This is a genomic window from Sphingopyxis sp. GW821-FHT12C06 (assembly GCF_058807415.1).
Genome location: NZ_JBXAQR010000002.1, coordinates 323,195 through 347,658, shown reverse-complemented (window position 1 = coordinate 347,658; position 24,464 = coordinate 323,195). Strand labels below are relative to the sequence as shown.

Annotated in this window: 25 protein-coding genes and 1 tRNA gene; 11 read left to right on the top strand and 15 right to left on the bottom strand. The window is 63.7% G+C overall.

All coding sequences use genetic code 11. The annotated features are described in order from the left end of the window. Positions 1-5 precede the first annotated feature (5 nt). Complete coding sequence (locus AC1RRJ_RS07065) at positions 6-452, top strand: PaaI family thioesterase (protein WP_493121043.1); 447 nt, start codon at positions 6-8, stop codon at positions 450-452. On the opposite strand, the gene AC1RRJ_RS07060 is transcribed toward AC1RRJ_RS07065, so the two are convergent. The 3 genes from AC1RRJ_RS07060 to AC1RRJ_RS07050 all read right to left on the bottom strand — a co-directional run bounded on the left by AC1RRJ_RS07060 (position 449) and on the right by AC1RRJ_RS07050 (position 2,487). Further along, entirely contained in the window at positions 449-1,150 is a 702-nt protein-coding gene (locus AC1RRJ_RS07060) for a DUF899 family protein (RefSeq protein ID WP_493121042.1), read from the bottom strand. The genes AC1RRJ_RS07065 and AC1RRJ_RS07060 overlap by 4 nt on opposite strands. A 100-nt stretch (positions 1,151-1,250) precedes the next feature. Next, positions 1,251-1,832, bottom strand: coding sequence for a DUF2846 domain-containing protein (locus AC1RRJ_RS07055; RefSeq protein WP_493121041.1), 582 nt, complete (start codon positions 1,830-1,832; stop codon positions 1,251-1,253). A 13-nt stretch (positions 1,833-1,845) separates the two neighbouring features. Further along, entirely contained in the window at positions 1,846-2,487 is a 642-nt protein-coding gene (locus tag AC1RRJ_RS07050; RefSeq protein ID WP_493121040.1) for a carbonic anhydrase, read from the bottom strand. Positions 2,488-2,549: 62 nt separating this feature from the next. On the opposite strand from AC1RRJ_RS07050, the gene lipA reads away from it, so the two are divergent. Then, positions 2,550-3,497, top strand: coding sequence for a lipoyl synthase (gene lipA / locus AC1RRJ_RS07045; protein WP_493121039.1), 948 nt, complete (start codon positions 2,550-2,552; stop codon positions 3,495-3,497). 8 nt (positions 3,498-3,505) lie between these two features. Next, positions 3,506-3,985 carry a type II toxin-antitoxin system RatA family toxin gene (locus AC1RRJ_RS07040; RefSeq protein WP_493121038.1) on the top strand — a complete coding sequence of 160 codons (480 nt, stop codon included), beginning with the start codon at positions 3,506-3,508 and terminating at the stop codon, positions 3,983-3,985. Here the strand turns inward: AC1RRJ_RS07040 and AC1RRJ_RS07035 are convergent. Both AC1RRJ_RS07035 and AC1RRJ_RS07030 read right to left on the bottom strand, forming a co-directional pair. Continuing rightward, a complete protein-coding gene (locus AC1RRJ_RS07035; protein WP_493121798.1) occupies positions 3,928-4,437 on the bottom strand; it encodes a CinA family protein in 510 nt (169 codons plus the stop codon). The genes AC1RRJ_RS07040 and AC1RRJ_RS07035 overlap by 58 nt on opposite strands. Positions 4,438-4,488: 51 nt before the next feature. Then, positions 4,489-5,670 (bottom strand): bifunctional 2-C-methyl-D-erythritol 4-phosphate cytidylyltransferase/2-C-methyl-D-erythritol 2,4-cyclodiphosphate synthase, encoded by a 1,182-nt coding sequence (locus AC1RRJ_RS07030; protein WP_493121037.1) that lies wholly within the window; start codon positions 5,668-5,670, stop codon positions 4,489-4,491. 98 nt (positions 5,671-5,768) lie between these two features. Between AC1RRJ_RS07030 and dusB the strand changes: the two genes are divergently transcribed. The 7 genes from dusB (at position 5,769) to hflX (ending at position 15,040) form a co-directional block, all read left to right on the top strand. Next, a complete protein-coding gene (gene dusB, locus AC1RRJ_RS07025) occupies positions 5,769-6,767 on the top strand; it encodes a tRNA dihydrouridine synthase DusB (protein WP_493121036.1) in 999 nt (332 codons plus the stop codon). Further along, positions 6,764-7,858, top strand: a complete 1,095-nt coding sequence (locus AC1RRJ_RS07020) for a two-component system sensor histidine kinase NtrB (protein WP_493121035.1) — start codon at positions 6,764-6,766, stop codon at positions 7,856-7,858. The genes dusB and AC1RRJ_RS07020 overlap by 4 nt, the downstream gene beginning before the upstream one ends. 5 nt (positions 7,859-7,863) lie before the next feature. Next, entirely contained in the window at positions 7,864-9,285 is a 1,422-nt protein-coding gene (locus AC1RRJ_RS07015; RefSeq protein ID WP_493121034.1) for a sigma 54-interacting transcriptional regulator, read from the top strand. Between the two features lie 103 nt (positions 9,286-9,388). After that, complete coding sequence (locus AC1RRJ_RS07010) at positions 9,389-11,680, top strand: sensor histidine kinase (RefSeq protein WP_493121033.1); 2,292 nt, start codon at positions 9,389-9,391, stop codon at positions 11,678-11,680. Beyond that, a complete protein-coding gene (ntrX, locus tag AC1RRJ_RS07005; protein WP_493121032.1) occupies positions 11,670-13,049 on the top strand; it encodes a nitrogen assimilation response regulator NtrX in 1,380 nt (459 codons plus the stop codon). The genes AC1RRJ_RS07010 and ntrX overlap by 11 nt, the downstream gene beginning before the upstream one ends. An 87-nt stretch (positions 13,050-13,136) precedes the next feature. Then, positions 13,137-13,673: an RNA chaperone Hfq gene (gene hfq, locus AC1RRJ_RS07000; protein ID WP_493121031.1), complete on the top strand. Its 537-nt coding sequence runs from the start codon at positions 13,137-13,139 to the stop codon at positions 13,671-13,673. Between the two features lie 20 nt (positions 13,674-13,693). Then, on the top strand, positions 13,694-15,040 hold the full coding sequence (hflX, locus tag AC1RRJ_RS06995; RefSeq protein WP_493121030.1) for a GTPase HflX: 1,347 nt from the start codon (positions 13,694-13,696) through the stop codon (positions 15,038-15,040). Here hflX and mazG read toward each other — a convergent pair. The 10 genes from mazG to AC1RRJ_RS06945 form a co-directional block, all read right to left on the bottom strand. Next, positions 15,018-15,791: a nucleoside triphosphate pyrophosphohydrolase gene (mazG, locus tag AC1RRJ_RS06990; RefSeq protein WP_493121029.1), complete on the bottom strand. Its 774-nt coding sequence runs from the start codon at positions 15,789-15,791 to the stop codon at positions 15,018-15,020. The genes hflX and mazG overlap by 23 nt on opposite strands. Before the next feature lie 66 nt (positions 15,792-15,857). Continuing rightward, complete coding sequence (locus AC1RRJ_RS06985) at positions 15,858-16,034, bottom strand: hypothetical protein (RefSeq protein ID WP_493121028.1); 177 nt, start codon at positions 16,032-16,034, stop codon at positions 15,858-15,860. Continuing rightward, positions 16,031-16,795 (bottom strand): MBL fold metallo-hydrolase, encoded by a 765-nt coding sequence (locus AC1RRJ_RS06980; protein ID WP_493121027.1) that lies wholly within the window; start codon positions 16,793-16,795, stop codon positions 16,031-16,033. Before AC1RRJ_RS06980 ends, AC1RRJ_RS06985 begins: the two co-directional genes overlap by 4 nt. A 13-nt stretch (positions 16,796-16,808) precedes the next feature. Then, entirely contained in the window at positions 16,809-17,585 is a 777-nt protein-coding gene (locus AC1RRJ_RS06975; RefSeq protein WP_493121026.1) for a TatD family hydrolase, read from the bottom strand. After that, entirely contained in the window at positions 17,585-19,159 is a 1,575-nt protein-coding gene (metG, locus tag AC1RRJ_RS06970; RefSeq protein ID WP_493121025.1) for a methionine--tRNA ligase, read from the bottom strand. The genes AC1RRJ_RS06975 and metG overlap by 1 nt, the downstream gene beginning before the upstream one ends. 122 nt (positions 19,160-19,281) lie before the next feature. Next, on the bottom strand, positions 19,282-20,259 hold the full coding sequence (locus AC1RRJ_RS06965) for a DNA polymerase III subunit delta' (protein ID WP_493121024.1): 978 nt from the start codon (positions 20,257-20,259) through the stop codon (positions 19,282-19,284). Then, positions 20,256-20,882 carry a dTMP kinase gene (gene tmk / locus AC1RRJ_RS06960; RefSeq protein WP_493121023.1) on the bottom strand — a complete coding sequence of 209 codons (627 nt, stop codon included), beginning with the start codon at positions 20,880-20,882 and terminating at the stop codon, positions 20,256-20,258. The genes AC1RRJ_RS06965 and tmk overlap by 4 nt, the downstream gene beginning before the upstream one ends. Next, positions 20,879-22,102 carry a D-alanyl-D-alanine carboxypeptidase family protein gene (locus AC1RRJ_RS06955; protein WP_493121022.1) on the bottom strand — a complete coding sequence of 408 codons (1,224 nt, stop codon included), beginning with the start codon at positions 22,100-22,102 and terminating at the stop codon, positions 20,879-20,881. The genes tmk and AC1RRJ_RS06955 overlap by 4 nt, the downstream gene beginning before the upstream one ends. Before the next feature lie 11 nt (positions 22,103-22,113). Next, a complete protein-coding gene (locus AC1RRJ_RS06950; protein ID WP_493121021.1) occupies positions 22,114-23,049 on the bottom strand; it encodes a septal ring lytic transglycosylase RlpA family protein in 936 nt (311 codons plus the stop codon). Positions 23,050-23,062: 13 nt separating this feature from the next. Continuing rightward, positions 23,063-24,058 (bottom strand): lytic murein transglycosylase, encoded by a 996-nt coding sequence (locus AC1RRJ_RS06945; RefSeq protein ID WP_493121795.1) that lies wholly within the window; start codon positions 24,056-24,058, stop codon positions 23,063-23,065. Between the two features lie 212 nt (positions 24,059-24,270). On the opposite strand from AC1RRJ_RS06945, the gene AC1RRJ_RS06940 reads away from it, so the two are divergent. Then, a tRNA-Ser gene (locus AC1RRJ_RS06940) sits at positions 24,271-24,360 on the top strand. Positions 24,361-24,464 lie beyond the last annotated feature (104 nt).

The window sequence follows — 24,464 nt, the reverse complement described above, 5'->3', positions numbered from 1 at the left end:
CCGATATGGCGGGGGAGGCAGCGCCCATCTCGTCGAGCGCGATTCGTCTGGATGCGGACGCGCTCAACGCCTTTATGGCAAAGGCCTTCCCCCATTCGACGCCGGGCTCGCGCGGTCATGTGGTGTCGGCGGTACCCGGGCATATCCAGGCACGGATGGACCCGAATGAGAAGGCGCTGCGCCCCGGCGGGCTGATTTCGGGCCCGACGCAAATGGGCTTTGCCGACATGGCGGCCTATGCCCTCGTCCTTGCGCATATCGGTCCCGTCGCGATGGCGGTGACGAGCGGGCTGAACTATCAGTTCCTGCGCCCGTGCCGCCCGGGCCCGCTGTTTGCCGACGCGCACATGCTGCGCCTCGGCAAACGGCTCGCGGTGATGGATGTGCGGATCTGGACTGATGACGCCGACAAGCCCGTCGGTCAGGCGAATGTGACCTACGCCATCCCTTAATATTCCAGCGACGGATACCAGTCGGTGCCGCGTCCGCCGGGCGTGAGGTCGAGGATCGTCCACAGGCTGGCCACATCGGGCGCATCGCGTGGATCCTGGCCCGGGTCCGCCATTTGTGGTGTCATGTCGTTCTTCCAGAACAGGCGGATGCCGCTGCCATTGCGTTTGAAGACCGCGAGCGCGGGATTTTCAGTGCCGTCGGGATTGAGCAACGCAAAGTCGCGGGCGAAATCGTCGCCGATGGTCTGGACGAAGTCGAGCGCCTGCCATCCGCGCTCCTGCGCGAACGCCTGTTGCCGCAGGACTGGACTGCGACCGATGACCTTGAGCGCGACGCGTTGCTTGAGGTCGTTCGCATTGCCGTTCACCGCGCCCAGCCAGTTGGTGCACATCGGGCAGGGGCGTTCGCGTTCGGGGCCGTACATCCAGAAATAGGCGACGAGCGTGTCGTGATCGCCGAACAGGTCGGCGAGGCCCCCTTCCGCACCATCGGCATCGTGGAAGCGGTAATCCGCCATCAGCGGTCCCGGCGGCAGCGCGCGACGCTGTGCAGCAACCCGTGCTATCTTGCGGCGCAGGTCAATCTCTTCGGCGAGCAGCGATTTGCGGGCCTTGGCGTAATTTTCATCTTCGCCGGGAAAGGCGCGGCGACGGGAAGCAAGCGCCGGCGCAGCCGACAGGGTTTGGCGAAAGGCCATCAAATTCTCCTTTCGGGGAGAACGTGTCATCAACGCCATTGTTGCCGAAGTGTTTCACGGTTGCCCGCAGCCCAGCGTCGGTTCGTCGCGCGGGGCGGATTCAGCCGGCGGGCGGGACTTCCCACAGGATTAATTTGGTTGCGTGAACATCCTCACGCGCCTTTGCTGCATCGAGCCGGGTCAGCTTCACGCTACCTTTCAGCGCGCCCATTTCAATCATCGCATCGATGACGACCACGCCGCCCGCGCCGACGTCGATCTCCAATTCGGCAGGGTGTGCAAGCTTTGCCTTGGCGGTCGCGACATGGATATGATGGGTGCCGGGCGCGACGTCGGCGAGCAGCATCTGGCCCGATTTGATCTGGCCCTTCACGGCGCCGTCGAGCGTCACGTCCATACCTTGCAAGGCGGCGACGAAGCCGCGGCGGCTGATATAGATACGCGCCTTCCCTGTCGGCGCTTGCATCGCGCGCGCGTTGGTGAGTGCAGCCGGATCGGCCTTGGCGCCGCCCTTGTTGCTCGAAAGCGCCCAGAAAATGAAGATGACAATGCCACCGATCAAGAGGACCGAAAGGATCAGCAATTTATCGGGTGACATAAGGCTGGCGAGCGACGGTCCCATCAGGGCGCCGAAAATGGCCGCTGTGAAAATCAGCGTCAGCCACAGTGCATTTTTGCTCATGTCGCCCTCCCGTTCAGGCGGCGGGGCTGAATTCCCCCGTCGCTTCGTCCAACAGATGTAATATGCCGTCGCTGACCGCGAAGAAGGCGCCGCGCAGCGACAAGGTGCCGCGGGCTTCCTTCTGCTGGATGCAGGGGAAAGTGCGCAAATTGGCGAGGCTGACCTCGACCGCCGAAAACTCCATGTCGCGGCGGGCTTCGAAACTGTCGAGATCGGTGTGGCGTGCGCGTACTTCGGCGCTGGCGTCGTCGAGCATTGAAATCCAGTCGGCGATGAAGCCGCCATGGCCGGGCTCGGCGCCCTCCATCGTGCGGTGAAGCGCGGCGTGGCAGCCTCCGCACATGCCGTGACCCAACACAACGATTTCCTCGACCCGCAGGATTTGCACCGCGAATTCCAGCGCCGACGAAACGCCATGGCGGCCGGGGGTGATTTCGAACGGCGGCACAAGCGCGCCGACGTTGCGGACGACGAAAACTTCGCCCGGACTTGTGTCGAAAATCTGCGCGGGTTCGACGCGGCTGTCCGAACAGGCGATGATCATCACCTTGGGCGACTGCCCCTCGGCCAGCTGCTCCCATCGCTCATGCTGTTCTGCCCACCCGGTGGCGCGGAACCGGGCATAGCCCTCGAGCAAATCAGCAAAGTGAGTCATGCGCGCGCTTTAGCATAGGATCGCGGGTTGAGAAGAGGCGCGTGCACGACTATGTGGGCGGCATGAGCACTCCCGCATCGCCCGCCGCCACTCCCAGCCCCACCACTCCGAGTCAGCGCGCCCGCAAACCCGACTGGATCCGCGTCAAGGCGCCGACCAGCCCCGGTTACGCCGAAACGCGCAAGCTGATGCGCGAACTCAACCTCAATACGGTGTGCGAAGAGGCGGCGTGCCCGAATATCGGCGAATGCTGGACCAAAAAGCATGCGACGGTGATGATCCTGGGTGACACTTGCACCCGCGCCTGCGCCTTTTGCAACGTCAAGACGGGGATGCCGCGCGCGGTCGACCTGCTCGAACCCGAACATACCGCGATCGCCGCGGCGAAGATGGGGCTCAGCCACATTGTCATCACCTCGGTCGATCGCGACGATCTGCCCGACGGCGGCGCGAGCCAGTTTGTGAAGGTCATTCAGGCGCTGCGCCGTGAGACGCCGACGACGACGATCGAAATCCTGACCCCCGATTTCCGCAACAAGCCCGAAAGCGCGATCGCAGCGATCGTCGACGCGCGGCCCGATGTCTATAATCATAACCTCGAGACCGTCCCGCGCCTCTACCCGACGATCCGTCCCGGTGCGCGCTACTATGCCTCGCTGCGACTGCTCGAAAGCGTCAAGCGCCGCGATCCGTCGATCTTCACCAAGTCGGGTATCATGCTCGGCCTCGGCGAGGAACGCATGGAGGTGCATCAGGTGATGGACGATATGCGCAGCGCCGATATCGACTTCATGACGATGGGCCAATATCTCCAGCCGACGCCGCGTCACGCCAAGGTGATGGACTTTGTGACCCCGCAGGCGTTCGACGCCTATGCCCAGATCGCGCGCGCGAAGGGTTTCCTGCAGGTCGCTTCGTCGCCGCTGACCCGGTCGAGCTATCACGCTGGCGACGATTTCGAACGCATGCGCGCGGCGCGTGAGGCGAAATTGGCGCGCGCGGCAGGCTGACGCCTTCTTTGCCACGGCATCATGAAACCCGCATCCTGCCATATAGCGCCGAACAGATGTTCGCGCTGGTGGCCGATATTGCGCGCTATCCCGAATTCCTGCCGTGGGTGATCGCGCTGCGTTTGCGCAGCGACAGCGAGCATGAGGCAGTCGCCGACATGATTGTCGGCTTCAAGGGATTGCGCGAAAGCTTCTCATGCTGCGTCCATAAGCAGCGCCCGAACCAAGTGTCGGTGAGCTATATTGATGGTCCGATGCGCCACCTCAGCAACGAGTGGCATTTTGAGCCCGCCGAGGATGGCGGCTGCCGCGTCGATTTCATGGTCGATTTCTCGTTTCGCAGCCGCATGTTCGAAGCGCTGGCGGGGCAGATGTTCGACAAGGCGCTGCGCAAGATGATCGCGGCGTTCGAGACGCGCGCCGATGATCTTTACGGCGCGGGGAGGGCGATATCTTCTGAAGGCCGCAGCGAATCCCTGTCGGGCTGAAGCAGGTCGAGCGCGAACAGCGTTGCATGATGGCGGATCGCGGCGCGATCCTTTGAATCAAACTGCACCCGCTGGGTGAAATATTCGTCAGGGTCCTGCCCCCGTAGCGCGCGGGCGAAGACGACCTGGCCGACGGGCTTCTTTTCTGACCCGCCGCCGGGCCCGGCGATCCCGGTGATCGCGACTGCCACATCGGCGTCGCTGTTCGCGAGAGCCCCTGCTGCCATCGCCCATGCGGTCGCGAGCGACACTTCACCAAAGGTTTCGATGATTTCGCTGCTGACATCTAGCTGCGCCTGTTTGGCATGGCCCGAATAGGTGATGAAGCCTGCGGAGAACACGTCGGAGCTGCCGGCAATATCGGTCAGCGCGGCGCTGACCATACCGCCAGTGCAGCTTTCGGCGACGGCGACTCTGCGGCCCGCGGCGCGGTTGTTGGCCAGCACGCTCATGGCAAGATCGTCGCGCGCGGTGAGGCGCGTTTCATCGTTGGACGGCACGGTTCAAATCTCCGGAAGTTGCAGGGTCGCGACGGCCTGCGCAGCGATCCCTTCGCGACGGCCGGTAAAACCCAGCCGTTCTGTCGTTGTGGCCTTCACACTAACCTTTGCCACAGGGATCGCAAGGATTTCCGCGATGCGGGCGCGGATAGCAGGGCGATGCGGTCCGATCTTCGGCGCTTCGGCGATGATCGTCAGATCGACATGGTCGATCCGTCCACTCCGCAACGCGACGCGCTCGGCGGCGAAGGCGAGGAAGCGGTGCGACGCCGCGCCGCGCCACTGCGGATCGCTCGGCGGAAAATGGTCGCCAATGTCGCCATCGGCCAGCGCGCCAAGGATCGCGTCGGTCAGCGCATGCAGCGCGACATCGGCATCACTATGCCCTTCAAGTCCATGACTATGCGCGATTTCCAGTCCGCCGATCCACAGCGGCTTGTCGGTGACTAGCCGGTGGACGTCATAGCCCATGCCCACCGCGGTTCGTGTCATCGCCTTCGTCCCCAAGAGCCCAGAGAGGATATCCATATCCTCCGCATATGTCAGTTTATGGAGTCCGGTTTCGCCAGCGACGGCCGCCACAGACAGGCCCAATCGGCGTACCAGCTGGGCGTCATCGGTCGCGGTCGCGCCATCGGCGGCGGCATGGGCGCGCCGCAATGTCCCCAAATGAAACGCCTGCGGCGTCTGGACCCGCGCCAAAGCCGCGCGATCGACGACTTCGCCGGCTTCGTCACCGTCCTGTTCTACCAAGGTGTCAGGCACTGGAAGCGTCGGGATCGCCGCCTTGGCGCCGTATTGCAATGCTGCGAGCAGCCGGTCGATCACCGCCGCCGTCACACCGGGGCGCGCCGCGTCATGCACCAGCACCATGGCGTCATCGTCCCAATCAGCGAGGCGGGCGAGGGCATTTGCGACCGATTGCTGGCGCTCGGCGCCCGCGGCGGCATAGCTCCAGCTTTCGGGAAGGTCGCCGACCGCCGCCACGACCTCCTCGCTTGCCACCAGCACACCGCCCGTGATGGCGTCATGCGCGGCGAAGGCGTCGAGGCTCCAGCGCAGCACCGGCTTGCCGCCGAGCATCACCAGTTGTTTCGGGGCTTCAAGGCCGGCGCGCGTTCCGCGGCCACCAGCCAACAGCAGCACGGCCACACGCGGGGCCGAAGGGATGGCAGACTCACTCATCGTGCGCGCCGGTTAGCGCAGCGGCGGCTTGCGGGAAAGCCGCTTAACGTGTAAGGGCGCTGCTTATTTTTTAGGCAATTTTCGGAAAGACGCTCGCCATGGCGCCGCTGCGGCCCATTCAGATCGGCAATATCAGCATCGCGGATCCGGTGATCCTCGCGCCGATGACGGGCGTCACCGATCTGCCGTTCCGCAAGATCGTCCGCCACTATGGTTCGGGGCTGAACGTCACCGAGATGATCGCAAGCCAGGCTGCAATCCGCGAAACGCGCCAGTCGATCCAGAAAGCGGCATGGGATCCGGTCGAAGAACCGGTGTCGATGCAGCTTGTCGGCTGCACCCCCTATGAAATGGGCGAGGCGGCAAAGCTCAACGAAGATCGCGGCGCCGCGATCATCGACATCAACATGGGCTGCCCCGTGCGCAAGGTCACAAATGGCGATGCGGGTTCGGCGCTGATGCGCGACCTGAAGCTCGCCGCGGCGCTGATCAAGGCCTGCGTCGAGGCGGTGAGCGTGCCGGTGACCGTCAAGATGCGGATGGGCTGGTGCCATGACAGTCTGAACGCCCCCGAACTTGCGCATATCGCCGAAGATCTGGGCGCAAAGCTCGTCACCGTCCACGGCCGCACCCGCAATCAGATGTATCGCGGCGAGGCCGATTGGAGTTTCATCCGCAAGGTCAAGGATGCGGTATCAATCCCGGTCATCGCCAATGGCGATATCTGCTCGGCGGACGATGCCCGCACCGCATTGGCACAAAGCGGCGCCGATGGCGTCATGATCGGCCGCGGCGCCTATGGCCGCCCCTGGCTGCTGGGTCAGGTGATGGCGGCGCTGCGCGGCGAGGTCGATCGTCCCGACCCCGGTATCGACGAACAATATGAAGTCATAACAACGCATTATCGTGCGATGATCGAGCATTATGGAGAGATGACCGGCGTCAATATGGCGCGCAAGCATCTCGGCTGGTACGTCAAGGGCATCCACGGTTCGGCCGAGTTCCGCAACCGCGTCAACCAGATCCCCGACAGCAAGGCTGTGCTCGACGCGCTCGAGGAATTTTACGGTCCGGTCCTCAGCAAGGCGGCCGCGTGACCACCCTCACGTCGAGCATCCCGATGTTCGACCATGATGAGCTCATCCAGTCGCACCCCGTCGCGACCCTGTTGATCGACAAGGGCGGCGTCGTCCTGTTCGTCAACGCCGCCGCCGAGCAGCTTTGTAATGTCAGCCGGTCGGCGATGGTCGGGCGCGTAGTCTATGACGTCATCGGCATGGATCGCGGCTATCGTCAGCGGATGAACGATCCCGAGACGTCGGCCTTGTTCGCGCATCGCGCCGAAATCACCATCGGCGGGCGCAAATCGATCTTCGTCGACATGCAAATGGTGCCCTATCGGCAGAGCGGCCACCGCATCCTTGCGCTGCTGCCGTCGCAAAGCGAAGCCGAACTGATGGGCGGCGCGATCGGCCGTTCGGGGCGCGCCGCGGGCGCGGCGGCGTCGATGCTCGCGCATGAAATCAAGAACCCGCTCGCCGGGATCAAGGGCGCGGCGCAGCTCCTCGCGCGCAATGCCGATGCGAACGGCGAACGTTTCACGACATTGATCTGTGCCGAGGTCGACCGCATCACGACGCTGATCGACCAGATGGAGCATTTTTCGCGCGGCCAGCCGATTGCCTGCACCCCGATCAATCTCTATCCGCCGATCCACCAGGCGATGGAGGCGGTGCGTGCGCGCCAGCTTGCGGGCATCCGTTTCGCCGAAGATTTCGATCCGTCGTTGCCGCTTGTCTACGGCAATCATGACGCCATGGTGCAGATTTTGCTTAACCTCGTCACCAACGCCTGCGAAGTGCTCGCGGGGCGCGACGACGGGGTGGTGCGGATCGCCACCGCCTATCGCCACGGCCTGTCGATCGACAATGGCGACGGACGCGGCCGCATCGCGTTGCCGATCGAGGTCAGCGTCAGCGACAATGGCCCCGGTGTTCCCGCTGATATTCGCGGCGACCTGTTTGATCCCTTCGTCACCACCAAGCGCGAGGGGCGGGGGCTTGGGCTGGCGCTCGTCGCCAAACTGGCGCGCGATATGGGCGGGACGGTCCAGCATATGCGCGACGGGGAATGGACGCGCTTTCGCGTCCACCTGCCCGCCGCGCGCGGTTCGGCAACCAAGGAGTGACCGGGTTGAGCGACGGCAAGACGATCCTGCTGGTTGAGGATGATCCGACGATCACAATGATCATCCGCGAGACGCTGGTCGACGAGTGCGCGATCTTCGCTGCGGTCGCCAGCATCGCCGAACGCAACGCCTGGCTGGCCGATCATCGCCCCGACCTGATCATCACCGACGTCGTCCTGCCCGATGGCGACGGCATCGACTTGCTGCCCGGCGCCGGGGTCGATCCCGATACCCCGGTGATTGTGCTGTCGGCGCAGAATACCCTCGATACAGCGGTGCGTGCGACGGGGATCGGCAGCTATGATTACCTGCCAAAGCCTTTTGATCTGGAAGAACTGACGACCAGCGTGCGCGCGGCGTTGCAGCGCGTGCGCGCCGAACCCGCGGCGAAGGCCGATCCGGCGCAGGCCGACAGCCACGGGCTGGTCGGCCGCGCGCCGGCGATGCAGGCGGTATACCGCACCATCGCCCGCCTCGCGTCGAACGATCTGGCCGTGCTGATCCTGGGCGAGTCCGGGACGGGCAAGGAAGTCGTCGCGCGCGCGATCCACGCGACGGGCCTGCGCCGGTCGGGGCCGTTTGTTGCGATTAATATGGCCGCGATCCCTCGCGAATTGATTGAGGCAGAGCTGTTCGGCCACGAAAAAGGGGCATTTACCGGCGCGCACAGTCGCAACGCGGGGCGCTTCGAGCAGGCGGCGGGCGGCTCGCTGTTCCTCGACGAAATCGGCGATATGCCGCTTGAGGCGCAAACGCGGCTGCTGCGCGTGTTGCAGAGCAATGAATATTCGACCGTCGGCGGCAGCCAGGCGCTGAAAGCCAATGTCCGCGTCATCGCCGCGACCCACCGAGACATGCGCACGCTCGTCGCCGACGGCCGGTTTCGCGAAGATCTGTTCTATCGGCTCAACGTCATCCCGGTGACGCTGCCGCCGCTGCGCGACCGGCGCAGCGATATTGGCGCGCTGGTGCGGCATTTTGTCGATGCCGGGCGCCATTCGGGGCTTCCCGATCGCCAGTTCGCTCCCGCTGCGATGCAATTGCTCGAACGCCACGACTGGCCGGGCAACGTCCGCGAGCTGGGCAATGTCGTTCAGCGGCTGGCGGTGCTGTCGCGCGATACGGTCGTCAGCCCGCGCGATGTTGAGGCGGTGCTTTACACCAGCGGGGAAGGGGGCTTGCCGCCCGCCCCCGCCGACTGCATCTCCCGTGCGGTTGACGATTGGGCACGCGAGCAACTCGCAGGCGCCGAACAAGAGGGGGATATACACAGTCGGCTCGAAGCGATCGTCGAGGCGGCGCTGTTCCGCCGCGTTCTCATCGATGTTCGCGGCAATCAGTTGGAGGCGGCGCGGCGCCTCGGGATCAACCGCAACACGCTGCGCAAGCGGCTTGGTCAGCTCGATATTGACCCGGGCAACCCCTGAAAATCGGTGCAATCCGATCGACTGACAGCAATTTGCGGCGACGCGTGACTGAAACGTACTTTGTGTGTTTTCTATGCAACAGGATTGTCGTATTGCAGCAACAATGGCGTCCCTAGCCCCCTTGCCCGTTGACCGTGATTCCGGTGACCCGGATATGCGCTCCAGTGGCTGGCAGTTCGCCGCGCCGGAATATTACACGCTGGCGGTCATCATCAGCGTCGCGATCGCGACCTATATTTTTGTTACAGGCGATGCGCAGAGCGAGCGGTTGCTCACGCCGGCACTGGTTGCGGCCATCATGGTCGCCAATCTTGTTCCCGCCATGGCGCTGATCGTGCTTGTCGGCAGTCGCGTCGCCCGCGCCCGCGCGGTGAGATCGATGGCGGGCGGCAATGGTCGCCTCCACGTCAGGCTCGTTGCGCTGTTTTCGCTTATCGCCGCGGCGCCTACGCTGTTGGTGGTCATCTTTGCTTCGCTGTTGTTCCAATATGGCGTGGACTTCTGGTTCTCCGACCGGTCGCGCGGCATGTTCGAAAATGCCGCCAGCCTCGCCCAGGGCTATTATCAGGAAAATCAGCGCGAAGTCGGCGCCAACACGATCGCCATGGCAAAGGATTTGGGCAATTTCCTGTCGCGGGTACCGATCGATGATCCCGATTTCTCCAACTATTACCTCCAGCAGGTGGTCGTCCGAAACCTGAATGAATCGGCGATTATCGAGATTGGCAGCGACGGGGTCGCGCGCACGCCGGCAATGATCGATCCCGACAATCGCGCCGCCGAAAATCGTATCTCGCCGTCGATGGTGAGTCGCCTCGACGCCGGCGAAGAGGTCGTGGTTGCGCGCCAGTCGGACCGGATCGAGGCCGCCACCCGGCTTCCCGGCCCACGCCGTGCCTATCTGTATGCATCGCGCGACGCCAATGTGCTGGGCCTTCAGCAGTTCGAACGCGCACGCACCGTGCTCGCCGACTACAATGGGCTATTTCAACGATCGCAGCAATTGCAGTTGCAGTTCAACGGTGCGCTCTACCTCGGCTCGCTCCTGCTCCTCGCGCTTGCGGTCGTCGCGGCGATTGTCGTCGCCGATCGCATTGTCCGTCCGCTTGGCACGTTGATCGGCGCCACACGTACCGCTGCGGGCGGCGACCTTTCTGTGCGCGTGACCCCGCCCGCCAGCAATGATGAAATCTCGGTGCTCACTCGCGCCTTCAACCGCATGACCGAACAGTTGCAAGGGCAGACCGGAGCGCTGGTCAGCGTTAATGAGCAGCTGGAAGCCCGGCGCAGTTTCATCGAAGCGGTGCTCAGCGGCGTGTCGTCGGCGGTCGTTTCGGTCGATAAGGACCACCGCATCCTGTTGGTCAACGCGGCGGCGGAGCGGCTGATCGGCCAGTCGGCGGAGGCGCTGACCGGTCAATCGCTCGCGGGTGTCGCGCCCGAACTCGCTCGCCTGCTTACCGGTGACGAGCGCGAGGCCATTGTGCAATTGGCGCGCAAGGACGCCGAACCCGCGACTCTCGCGGCAAAGACGGTTGCGCAGGGGGAAGGCTTCGTTCTCAGCTTCGAAGATATTACGCAGCAATTGCTCGACCAGCGTCGCGCCGCCTGGTCCGATGTCGCGCGGCGCATCGCGCACGAGATCAAAAATCCGCTGACCCCGATCCAGCTCGCGGCCGAACGCCTGCAGCGGCGCTTTGGCGACAAGGTGGAGGGCGATCAGGCGACTTTCCGCCGGCTGACCGATACGGTGATCCGTCAGGTTCATGACATGCGGCGGATGGTTGACGAATTCTCCAGCTTCGCGCGCATGCCCAAGCCGACCTTCGGGGTAGAGGATATCCGCGACATCCTGCGGCAGGCGTTGTTCCTGTTCGAAGTGGCGAAGCCCGATATTGCATTCAGCATCAGCACAGCCGACGAAATCGAACCGTTGGTCTGCGATCGTCGCCTTCTCTCGCAGGCATTAACGAATATTGTTAAAAATGCGGTGGAAGCAATTGAAGAAAAAACAAAAAACCCAGATGCCATCCCCATTGGCCGTATCCATGCAGAGCTTGATCTGACACCCGGCGGCGAGATGATCATCCGCGTCAGCGACGATGGCATTGGCCTTCCCGAAGCCCGCGAAGCGATCGCCGAGCCCTATATGACGACGCGCCAGGGCGGCACCGGACTTGGCCTCGCAATCGTGAAGAAAATCGTCGAACAACATTATGGCGAACTCGATTTCGCCGACAATCCGGAGGGGCGGGGGACACGCGTAACGCTGACGCTCCACCCCGACCGGCTGCGGCCGCTTGCGGGGCAGGGTGCCGATATGACTACAGGACAGATGGAATCCGTACCGGGGCGGATCAGGAACCGGCAGGATAGAGAAGATTATGGCGCTTGATATTTTGATTGTCGACGACGAACGGGACATTTGCGAGCTGGTGGCCGGCGTCATGGAGGACGAGGGCTATGAGGCACGCACCGCGTCCGACAGTGACGCCGCGCTGGAGGCCATTCGCCAGCGTCGCCCGTCGCTGGCGCTGATCGACGTTTGGCTTCAGGGATCGCGGCTAGACGGGCTGGGGCTGGTCGAGGCGATCAAGGCGTTCGACCCGACGCTGCCGATCATCGTCATTTCGGGGCACGGCGGGATCGATACCGCAGTTGCCGCGATCCGTCGCGGCGCCTTCGATTTTATCGAAAAGCCGTTCGAGGCCGAACGCCTGCTCCACCTCGTTGCACGCGCGACCGAGAATGAGCGGCTGAAATTTGAATATGAACAGCTGCGCGAAAAATCGGGCCGGTCCGACGAACTGACTGGCACCAGCGCCGCGATCAACAATGTCCGTGCAACGCTGAAACGGGTCGCCGGCACCGGCAGCCGGGTGCTGATCACCGGTGCTCCGGGCGTCGGTAAGGAAGTCGCGGCGCGCGTGCTGCATGGCTGGAGCGGGCGACAAAATGCGCCTTTCCGCGTCATTTCATCGGCGCGTATGGACCCGGAGACGGTCGAGATCGAATTGTTCGGGTCGGAAGCTGACGATGGATCGATCCGCGTCGGCCTGCTCGAGCAGGCACATGGCGGCACCTTGTTTCTCGACGAGGTCGCCGACATGCCGCTGACGACGCAGGGCAAGATATTGCGTGTGCTGACCGACCAGAGCTTCAATCGGGTCGGCGGACGGACGATGATCCGCGTCGATGTGCGGATCATTTCGGGTTCGGCGCGCGACCTTGTCACTGAAATCGCTGAAAACCGGTTCCGCGAGGATCTTTACTACCGGCTCAATGTCGTCCCGGTCCACATCCCGCCGCTGCGCGAGCGCCGCGACGATGTCGCCAGCCTGTGCGACCATTTCATCCGTCGCTATGCCGCTGATCGCCGTGTCCCGCCGCCCGAGGTGAGTTCTGACGCAATGGCGGCGTTGCAAGCGCATGAATGGCCCGGAAATGTGCGTGAGCTGCGTAACGTCATTGAGCGCGTGATGATCCTGGCGCCGAGCGACCGACTCGCGCGGATCGACGCGGACATGCTGCCGACCGAGCTGGTGCGTGGCGGGACCGATATTTTGCCCAACAGCGAATCGATCACCGCGATCCCGCTGAAGGAGGCGCGCGAGAATTTCGAACGCGAGTATTTACGTATTCAGATCAACCGTTTTTCGGGCAATATATCACGGACAGCGACCTTTATCGGCATGGAACGGTCGGCGCTGCACCGCAAACTGAAACTTTTGGGGCTTACCGAGAGTTCGGATAGCGAGGGCTAGGGCGCGGAAGCCCTAGACCTGCGGCACACTTTGCAGCATATTGCATGCGTCAAGAAGATCAAAGACACCGGATCAACCGGAATCGCAATGCGGCTTTGCCGCCAAGAACAGGAGACCAATGTGTCCGATAAAAATCAGAATCTCCAAGATCTTTTCCTCAACGCCCTGCGCCGCAGCAAAACACCGGTCACGATGTTTTTGGTCAAGGGCGTCAAGCTCCAGGGCATCATCACCTGGTTCGACAATTTCTCGTTGCTGCTCCGCCGCGATGGACAGTCGCAGCTGGTCTACAAGCATGCAATTTCGACCGTGATGCCATCGCATGACTTCGATCTGTCGCTGCTTGGCAACAATATACGCGAGGTCCCGACCACCAAGGGCAAGGCGCTGCAGGATGTGTTCCTGAATGCCGTGCGTCGGTCGGATGAATCGGTGACGATGTTCCTCGTCAATGGCGTGATGTTGCAGGGTGATATTGTCGCCTTTGACCTGTTTTGTATGTTGCTCGAACGCGAGCGGCAGGTGCAACTGGTCTATAAGCACGCAATTTCGACGGTGCAGCCGAACGGCCCGATCAACCTGACCGATAGTGGTGAAGCTGACGGCGAAGCGGACGACGCCTGATCGATCCCCAGACCCCCAAGATGACGGATAGCGTAGAAGAGGTTACGCGCGGCGCCGCCGCGCTGCTGGTTGTGCCCGAATGGCGCAGCCAGCGCCTCTCGCGCGACCTCGATGCACGCGCCGAGGAGGCGCGGGGGCTCGCCGTTGCGATCGGGCTCAATGTGGTTGCGGTGCATCCGCTCCGCCTGCGGCAGACGCGCGCCGCAACCCTGCTCGGCGTCGGTCAGATCGAGGCGATCAAGCCCGATATCGCGGCGAAGAATGTTCAGCTGGTGATCGTCGATGCCGCGCTGACTGCAATCCAGCAGCGCAATCTGGAAACCGCGTTCGAGGCCAAGGTTATCGACCGCACCGGGCTGATCCTCGAGATTTTCGGCGAACGCGCCGCGACCGCCGAAGGGCGGCTGCAGGTCGAACTCGCGCACCTCGATTATCAGGCCGGACGGCTGGTGCGCAGCTGGACCCATCTCGAACGCCAGCGCGGTGGTTTCGGATTCCTTGGCGGCCCCGGCGAAACCCAGATCGAGGCCGACCGGCGGATGATCCGCGATCGCATGGCGCGTATCCGGCGCAGCCTTGAGGATGCGCGGCGGACGCGCCAGCTTCAACGCGCGAAACGGCAGCGTGCACCCTGGCCAGTGGTCGCGCTCGTTGGCTATACCAACGCCGGAAAATCGACGTTTTTCAATCGCCTGACGGGAAGCGACGTCATGGCGGAAGATATGCTCTTCGCCACGCTCGACCCGACAATGCGCGAAATCCGCCTGCCGGGCATCGACAAGGCGATCCTGTCCGACACCGTCGGCTTCGTATCCGACCTGCCGACCGAGCTGGTCGCGGCGTTCCGCGCGACGCTCGAGGAAGTGACGACCGCCGACCTGATCGTCCATGTCCGCGACATCGTTCACCCCGACAGCGACGCGCAGTATGACGATGTGCGCGCCATCCTCGACTCGCTGGGTGTCAACGGGCCCCAGGATGGGGAAGGGGATCGCGACACTCCCTCTGCCATTCCGCAGATCGAAATCTGGAACAAGATCGACACCGCCGACGCTGACCAGCGCACGGCGATCGAGGACATGGCGGCACGGCGCCCCGACGTCGCAGCGATTTCGGCGGTGACGGGTGAGGGTGTCGAGGCGGCGCGGATCCTGATGGCGGCGCAATTGACCGCGCTGCACGAAACCCAGCGGATATTTCTGACCTATAGCCAAGGCGAGGCGATGGCCTGGCTGCACGCGCGCGGCGAAGTGCTGACCGACGAGCCCGCTGACGACGGCCATTGGCTGACCGTCCGGCTCGACCCAGCCGACCGCGCGCGTTTCGAGCGGTTGTGGCCGACGGCTAATTCCGCTCCGACGCCTTGACCGCTTGCCAATGCGCTTCGAGTGCATCGAGCGATAGCCCGGTCAGATTTCCGCCGACACGATCCTCGATGCCGGAGAAACGGCGCGCGAATTTGTCATTCGCGGCGCGGAGAGCGCCTTCGGCATCGACGCCAAGGTGCCGTGCGTAATTGACGACCGCGAACAGCAGGTCGCCGATCTCTTCGGTCCGTTCCTGATCGCCGTTGGCGGCCTCCACCTCGGCCAGTTCCTCGATGACCTTTCCCCGCGGACCTTCGGCGTCAGGCCAGTCAAAACCGACGCGTGCCGCGCGCGATTGAAGCTTCTGTGCACGCAATAGAGCGGGCAGCGATAGCGCTACGCCGGCGAGTGCGCTGGCCGGGCCGTCGGCGTCGCGCTCTGCGGCCTTGATTTGCTCCCATTGCAGGCGAACGTCGTTCGTCTTAGCATCACCGAAGATGTGCGGATGGCGCCGTTCCATCTTGTCGCCGATCGCCGCCGCGACATCGTCGAAGGTGAACAGGCCGCGGTCGGTCGCGATCTGGCTGTGAAAGACGACCTGAAGCAACAGGTCGCCAAGCTCGTCACAAATCGCTTCGGGCTGGCCGCCGGCAATCGCATCGGCGACCTCATAGGCTTCCTCGATCGTATAGGGTGCGATCGTTTCGAAATCCTGCGCAAGATCCCATTCGCAGCCGCCGTCGGGATTGCGCAACTGGCGCATGATCGCGCGCAGACGATCGATGGGGGATTGCGGGGTCTCGTCGGCCATAGGTTTATCCGATAATATATATTATGTTAAATTATTATATGAGGCGCTGCGAAAAGCCCCCTGGTGTCAGGCAAACACCTGCCAAGTCCGGATCATCAGAAATGCGAGCCCGAAGATCGCGACCCATGCGAGCGCCATCTTCATCCAGTCCTTCATAGGCAGCCGTCGCGCGAGCAGCGAACTCAGCACCAGCGCGAAAGCTCCGGCAAACCAGACCATCTGAACCGTTGTGTCACCGCTCATAGCTGCACCTCCAGCCCGTCATAACCCGGTTCGACGCCTGGCGGCAATTCGTCCGCCAAATCGTCATAATCCATCGTATTGTCCATGTGCGTAATGACCGCACGCGGATTTCCGATCTTGTCGAGCGCCGCGAGCGACATCGCCAGATGCGGATGCGTCGGATGCGGATAGCGGCGCAGCGCGTCGATCACGAACAGGTCGACGCCTTGGAAAAACTCAACCATCTCATCCGTAAACTTCGAGAAATCAGTGGCATAGGCAATCTTGTGCGCGCCGTCACTGAAGATCAGTCCGGTCGCCTTGATCGGGCCATGCGGCATTTCGATCGCCGACACTTCTATGGGGCCAATCGATTGATGGTCCATCAACTCGATCGGGTCGACCGACGCCGGATATCCGGCATTGCCCGCAAAGGCATAGGTGAAGCGCCATTTGAGGATATCGAGCACATGGTCGCGGGCATAGGCGGGCACTGCCGAACCCCGCAAATGCATGATCTGGCGCAGGTCGTCGAGCCCGTGGCAATGATCGGCATGCTCATGGGTCCAGATGATCGCATCGACCTCCCCGACTTCGGCATCGAGCAATTGCAAGCGCATGTCGGGGCTGGTGTCGACGAGCAGCCGAAAGCCACCGAGGGAGATCAGGATCGAGGCGCGGCTGCGCAGGTTGCGCGGATTGTCGGGGTCGCACTGGCCCCAGTCGTTGCCGATGCGCGGCACGCCTGACGATGTCCCGCAACCAAGGATGCGGACCTTCATGCGCTATGTGACGTCATGCCGCCGCCTTGCTGAAAAGGGTGTAGAAATTGGCACTTGTTGCCGCCGCGAGCACATCCTTATCCTCGCCGCGCAGGTCGGCGAGAAACGCCAGCGTGTCGGCAACGAACGCCGGCTCGCCGGTCTTGCCGCGGTGCGGAACCGGGGCAAGGAAGGGAGAATCGGTTTCGATCAGCATCCGTTCCTGCGGCAACCATTTCGCGGTCGCCTGAAGCTCGGCGGCGTTCTTGAAGGTCACTATCCCCGAAATCGAGATATAGAAGCCGAGGTCAAGCGCTTTTCGCGCGAAATCGTCGCTCGCGGTGAAGCAATGGATCACGCCGGGGAAGATCGCCCTGCCCATTTCTTCGCCGAGCAGTGCCAGCGTATCGGCCTCGGCATCGCGGGTGTGGACGATGATCGGCAACCCGGTGTGCTGCGACGCATGGATGTGACGGCGGAAACTGTCCTGCTGCCGCACACGATCGCTCTTGTCATAATAATAATCGAGCCCGGTTTCGCCGATCCCGATTACACGCGGGTGCGCGGCACGCTCGACGAGCTTTTCTGTATCGATATCGGGGTGCTGGTCGGCGTCATGCGGATGGATGCCGACGCTCGCCCAGACATCGGCGTTCGCTTCGGCCGCCGCCAGCACGTCGTCCCATTCGCTCTCGCGCGTCGCTATGTTAAGCATCGCGGTGACGCCGCGCTCCCGCGCCCGCGCCAGCACCTCACCCTGCTGTTCGGCAAGGCCCTTGTAATTAAGGTGGCAGTGCGAATCGACGAGCATCAGACCTCCCCTTCCCCTTCACCCTCGGGAAGCTCAAGACGCGGGAAGATCGGCACTGGCTGGCCGACGGTGAAATCGCTCGCGGCGAGCTTTGCGAACCAGTCATCGTCAGCCAGCGCTGCAAAATCGCGCGCATCGGCGGCGATGCCCATCTGGTCGAGCAACTTGTCGGCGGATGCGGGTACAACGGGACGGATCGCGATCGCCAGCGTGCGGACGACCTGAAACAGGGTCATCAGCACTGCGCGCATGCGGTCGGGATCGGTCTTGCGCAGCGCCCACGGCGCCTGCGTATCGACATATTGGTTACACGCGAACACAGCGCGCAGCCAATCCTCGATCCCCAGCGAGAAAGCGAGCTGCTCGAATTCGCGCGGCAGGCGCACCTGCGCCATGTCGCCGACGTCGGCTAGCAGGTCGATATCGTCCTGCGACGGCACATAGTCCGCGGACAGAACGCCGTCCAAATTCTTGAAAATCATCGACAAGCTGCGCTGAGCCAGATTGCCGAAGCTATTGGCGAGATCGGCGTTGGTCGCGCGCACGATCGCTTCGGCCGAGAAGGTGCCGTCCTGCCCGAAACTGACTTCGCGGAGCAGATAATAGCGCATCGGATCGACGCCAAACTGCTCGGCGAGCACCATCGGGTCGACGACATTGCCAAGCGACTTCGACATTTTCTCGCCGCGATTGAGCAGGAAGCCATGACCGAAAATTTGCTTGGGTAGCGGCAGGTCAGCACTCATCAGAAAGGCCGGCCAGTAAACTGTATGAAAACGCACAATATCTTTGCCGATCATGTGAATGTCGGCGGGCCAGAAGCGCGCGAAATCGCCCTCGAGATCGGGATAGCCAATGCCCGACAAATAAGTGGTGAGCGCATCGACCCACACATACATCACATGCCCCGGGCTGCCCGGAACCGGGACGCCCCAGTCGAAGCTGGTGCGCGAGACGCTGAGGTCCTTCAGCCCGCCCTCAACGAAGCGCAGCACCTCGTTGCGGCGGCTGTCGGGGCGCATGAAATCGGGCTGTTCGGCATAGAGCGCGAGCAATTTGTCCTGATAGGCCGACAGGCGGAAAAACCAGGTTTCCTCGGCGGTCCATTCGACCGGGGTACCCTGCGGCGACAGCCGAACGCCGCCTTCGCCGTCAGTGAGCTCGCTTTCGTCGTAGAAGGCCTCGTCGCGGACCGAATACCAGCCTTCGTACCGGTCGAGATACAGGTCGCCCTTCGCCTCCATCGCGCGCCACAGCGCCTGCGACGCGGCGTGATGCGCGGGACTGGAAGTGCGCATGAAATTGTCATAGCTGATGTTCAGCCCGTCGCACATCTCACGGAAATATCCCGATATTTCGTCAGCGAACTCGAGCGTTTCGCGCCCTGCGGCGCGCGCCGTCTGGACCATCTTGAGCCCATGTTCGTCGGTGCCCGTGATCAGGCGCACGTCGCGGCCGCGCGCGCGCTGGAACCGCGCCATGACGTCGGTGGCGATCGCCTCATACGCATGCCCGATGTGCGGACGGCCGTTGGGATAGCTGATGGCGGTGGTGATATAATATGGTTCAGACATGCGCGCGCCTTAGCCGCTGGCGCACGTGAGGGGAAGTATATCGTCGCCCCCGCGAAGGCGGGGGCCGCTGTCGGCCTTACGCTACCTCTCCAACGGCCCCCGCCTTCGCGGGGGCGACGCTTTTACCGCGCATGCACTCCCCGCGGTGCCAGTTCGGCCAGGCAATTGCCGATCTCGAAACCGACCATCGCTCCGTCGTAGGATCCGCGTACCGCATCGCGAACGGTGCGTTGCACCCGGTCCCATTCGGCGAGGAGCGGGCCGATCTCGGTCACCGGGCGTTCGCGCGCCAGTTCGGCGAGCAAGCCGGGCACGATGTCGATAACGAGTTCGAGCCGCGTGCGGTTGGCGACCCCGCTGACTTCGCGGGCCAGCGCCTCGCGCAGCCGGTTGCCGGGATCGCCGGTGGCCGCGATCGCGCGCAATTTCGTTTCCATCACCGCGACGTCGCTGTCGATCAGCGCGATCGCCTTGCCCGGCACCCCGCCCGACGCCGCGGCGATCGCGCGCACTTCGGGCATCTCGAGCATCGGGCGCAGTTCATGCAACCATGTCGTCATGACGTCAGTGCCAACGGGTTGAAAACGCAGCGTTCTGCACCGCGACCGGATCGTGGGCAACAGTCGCCCCGGCGAATGGCTGACGAGCAAGAACAATGTCTGCGCGGGCGGTTCCTCGAGCGTTTTGAGCAATGCGTTGGCGCCATCATTCTCGAGATCGTCGACGGCATCGACGATGATCACGCGCCAGTCGCCGAGCGAGAGCGACAGGTGCAGGCGGCGGATCATCTGGCGCACCTGATCGATCGTGATGTTGCGCGCGAGGTCCTTGCTCTTGTCCTTCGGCTGGCGCGTCAGCGACAATATCTCGGGGTGATTGCCGGCATCGACAAGGCGCGCCGCGGCGCCCTCGCCGACATCGTCGAGCGCCACCGCCTGTCCACCGCCCGCCTTGCCATGGGTGACGAGGAAACGCGCGACGCGCGCGGCAAAGGCGCCCTTCCCCATCCCCTGCGGTCCGGCGAGCAGCCAAGCATGGTGGAGCCGTCCGCCCTGCCAGGCCTCCAGAAAGGCGCTGGTCGCATCCTGATGGCCGATCATGGCAGCCACTCGGCGAGTTCGGCGAGGATGATTGCCGTCACAGCGTCCGCCGGGGCGTGGGCGTCGATAACGCGCCAGCGATCGGGCTCGGCGACCGCCATATCGACAAAGCGCGCGGCGAGGCGCGCCTGATAATCGGCGGGCTTGCTGCCCATCCGGTCGGCGCCGTCGGCGTCACGCGCCGACAACCGCCGCGCGGCCTCGTCGGCGCTGACCGTCAGCAGGAAGGTGCGATCGGGGAGCAGGCCCTGCGAGCCGAAGCCGTGGAGCGCCATGATGTCGGCATCGGTGATGCCGCCGCCGCCGCCCTGATAGGCGCGAGTTGAGTCGACGAAACGGTCGCACAGCACCCAAGCGCCGCGCTCCAGCGCCGGGCGGATCGTGCGCGCAACATGGTCGGCGCGCGCCGCGGCGAAGAGCAGGGCTTCGCTGCGCGCGTCCCAGCGATCGTCGGCGCCCTCCATCAACAGCGTACGGATCGCCTCGGCGCCCGCGCTTCCGCCGGGCTCGCGCGTCGCGACGACCTCGATGCCATGCGCGGCGAGCGCGCCGGCGAGCGCGCGGATCTGGGTCGATTTCCCGACGCCTTCACCGCCCTCCAATGTGATGAAGCGTCCGCTCACAGGCCGGTGAGCCGGTAAAGTCCGGCGCGCGTCCGCGCCCACCAGCCACCCGTGCCGACGTCGGCGGCGGCGAGCAAGGGTGTCGTCTGCGGCGGCAAGCCGTCGGGGGTGACGATCAGGTCGGCGATCGGCGTTCCGCGCACGATCGGCGCGGCGAGCGGGGCTTGGGTGCGCATGACGGCGCGATAGCCGCCGGCATAGCCCTTGGGAACCGTCATGCGGACCGCCAAGCCGGTTTCCGCAGCGACGGTCGGGGTGCCCCCCTTCCCTACATCGACCCGGCCAAGGCTCGCACCCGCGGGGACGAGTTCGCGCCCTTCCCACTGCTCAAAACCCCATGTCATCAGCCGCTCGGCCTCGTCACGGCGCGATTTTTCGCTGCCCATGCCGGCGACTACCATGATCAGGCGGCGCCCGTCGCGCTTGGCCGAACCGAGGAAGCAATAGCCCGCTTCGGCCGTATGCCCCGTTTTGAGGCCGTCGGCGCCGGTAAACCGCCCCAAAATCGGGTTGCGGTTCGACTGGACGATCGGTTTGCCATCGAGCGCCTTGCCGTGCTGGAGCTTGGGGATCGAGAAATAGCGCGCATAGCCGCCGGGATGGTCGCGGATCAGCCGGTCGGCAAGCGCGATGAGGTCGGCGGCGCTGACTTTGGTCACTCCGCCATCGGGCCAGCCGGCGGGGTTGCCGAACCGGCTCGAAGACAGCCCGATCTTGCCCGATACAGCATTCATTCTCTTGACAAATTCTTCCTCGCTTCCGTCGATCCCGACCGCGAGGAGCGCCGCGGCGTCATTGCCCGAAACGGTGATCAGCCCCTTGAGCAGTTCGTCGACGCTCACTTTTTCGCCGGGGCGCAGGAACATGGTCGAACCGCCACCGCTGCCGTTCCATTTCTTCCAGATCGCCTCGGTCATGGTGAATTGCTTGTCGCGCGACAACTCGCCCTTTTTGATCAGGTCGAGCACGACATAGGCGGTCATCACCTTGGCCATCGAGGCGGGTGCAAAGAGCTTGTCGGCGCCGCGCGAGAAGAGGATCGCGCCTGAATCGAGATCCTTCAGCATCACGATTGGCGCCTGTGTGACATAGAGCGGGCGGCTGACCGGCGCGCCGAGAGCCTTTTTGCTGCCCGCCGATGCCGCGGGCAGCGCGGCCGAAAGCGCTAGCGCGGCGAGCGTCGCCGCTCCGCTCTTCAGTATGATATTTGCTTGTCGCATGCGCCGGATCGTCACCGGTCGCGCATGATCACAGCGTCACCGAAACCCTTGGCCTTCGCCTTGGCAAGCGCGGCTCGCGCGTCGGCGGCATTGGCGAAGGGGCCGATGCGTACCCGCCACATATTGCCCGCCTTGGTCACCGTGCCGCCAACCGATTTGGCGGCGGCGTTGGCGCGGGCCTCGCTGCTGAACGCTGCGACCTGGACAATATGGCTACCGGTGGCCACGGTCGCCGGTTTGGTCACGGGCGTTGCGGGTTTTGAGGGAGGTGCAGGCTTGGCAGCCGGACCTTCAACGATGAAACGATCGGCGCCGGGCTTGACCTTCCCCGAGGCGATCGGGGCCGCGGCTGGTGCGGCGATTGGCAGAGTAGCCGCATTCGCGGGGACCGGCAGCACCTTTATCTTGTTGCGGAGGATCGCGAGCAGAGAATCCGGGGTGGCGATCCGCTCCACCGCCGGCTTGCCCGCTCGCAGCTGCGCTTTCTCGGATGCAGGCGGGTTGGTACGGCGTACGCGAACCGCAGCAGTTCCGCTGGTGAGTCCAAGCTGTTCGGCTGCGCCGCGCGACAGGTCGATCAGCCGGTCGTTCACCATCGGCCCGCGATCGTTGACGCGCACAAGGATTGTCCGCCCGGTGTCGAGCGCGGTGACCTCGATATAGCTCGGCAGCGGCAGCGTTTTGTGCGCAGCGCTTATCCCGGCGGGATCGAAACTCTCGCCATTCGCGGTCTGCTGCCCGGCGCGTTCGTCGCCAGAAATGCCCGCATAGCCGACATCGTCATAATCGGGAATGTCGGCGGGGGCGTAGGTGACGCCGCCGATCGTGAAGGGCGCGCCAAGCGTTGCGGCGCCATCGACAACGCCATTCGTCGCCGGAACCGGACCAGTATCACGCTTGCCATCAACATTTGCACAGCCGGAGAGCAACAACAGCGCCCCGGCCATCAGACCCCCGCCTCTAACGATCGATTTCATCCGCCAGCAACCCCACAGAAAGTGCGTAAAAATTGGAACAATTATAGTCCAATATCGCACGATAGTTACCGGTCAACAAATAGGCAGTTTTTCCGGGGCCATCGGGTTCGAGAAGCACGGCCTGGACTTTTCCGTCGGGCCAGTTGCCGCCGACCGGCTGGATCCCGTCGGCACGCCATTCGGCCATCGAACGCCAGCGGCTGTGACGCTCGAACACGCGCGCGCAGCGGGTTGGCGCGAGCCGCGATGCAACGCGTGCGCGGTTAAAACCATCGGGAACGCGCACCGCGACGCCCCATGGCTGTCCGGCGCGCCAGCCGGCGCGGCGCAGATAGGCGCCGATCGATTCGATTGCATCCGCCTCGCTTGACCAGATGTTCGCGCGACCGTCGCCATCACCATCCTCGGCAACCTGCAAATAGACCGACGGCAGGAATTGCGGATAACCAAAGGCCCCTGCCCAGCTGCCCTTTAGCGCGCTGCGCGGCACACCGCGCTCGACCATCTGCAGCGTCGCGAGGAATTCGGGCTCGAACAGGCTGCGGCGGCGCCCTTCATAAGCTAGCGTGGCCAGCGCTTCGGGCAGGTCGAAATTGCCCGTCACCTGGCCATAGGCGGTCTCGTGCCCGTAAATGGCGATCATGATGCTGGTCGGGACGCCGGTGCGCTGTTCGATCCGCGACAGCAAAGGCAAAAGCCGGTCGTGAACGCGGCGACCACCGTTGATCCGCGCAGCGTCGACATGCTTCGCCTTATAGGGCGCGAAGGCCGGGATCGGTGTATTGTTGCTTGGCGGGCTACCCAGATTGTCGCGGTCGAGCGCGATAACACGCGGGTTATAGCGCAACCCTGCGGTCACCCGGTCAAAGGTCGCACGCGACACACCGCGCGCCTGCGCCTTGGGCCACAGGGACTGGACATAGCTATCGAAAGCGGGATCGCCGCTTTGCGCGTGAAGCGGCGCCGATGCGGTGAGCATCCACGCCGAAAGGATGACGCCCAAAGAAGAGAAAAGACGTCCGGTTCTGAATTGGCTAGCGCGTGTCATGTCCCACCCATAAGCAATGTCTGGCACAGATGCACGTACCTTGGCCACCCGGGAGCAGGACAGGACGATTCATTCGCGCGGCGGATGGAGTCAGCAAGGTTTTGCTTGCTGCAAGCCGCGCGGACGCTATGGCGTCGGGCAACGGACAGGTGGCCGAGTGGTTTAAGGCAGCGGTCTTGAAAACCGCCGTGGGTGCAAGCTCACCGTGGGTTCGAATCCCACCCTGTCCGCCAAATGCCTGTCTCAACACATCCTGAGCCGTTCAATAAATAGCCCTTTTTCTAAGGGGTTATTCGGCACTCTTGTCCCCACACATCCCCCGGGATCCCGGCTGGTC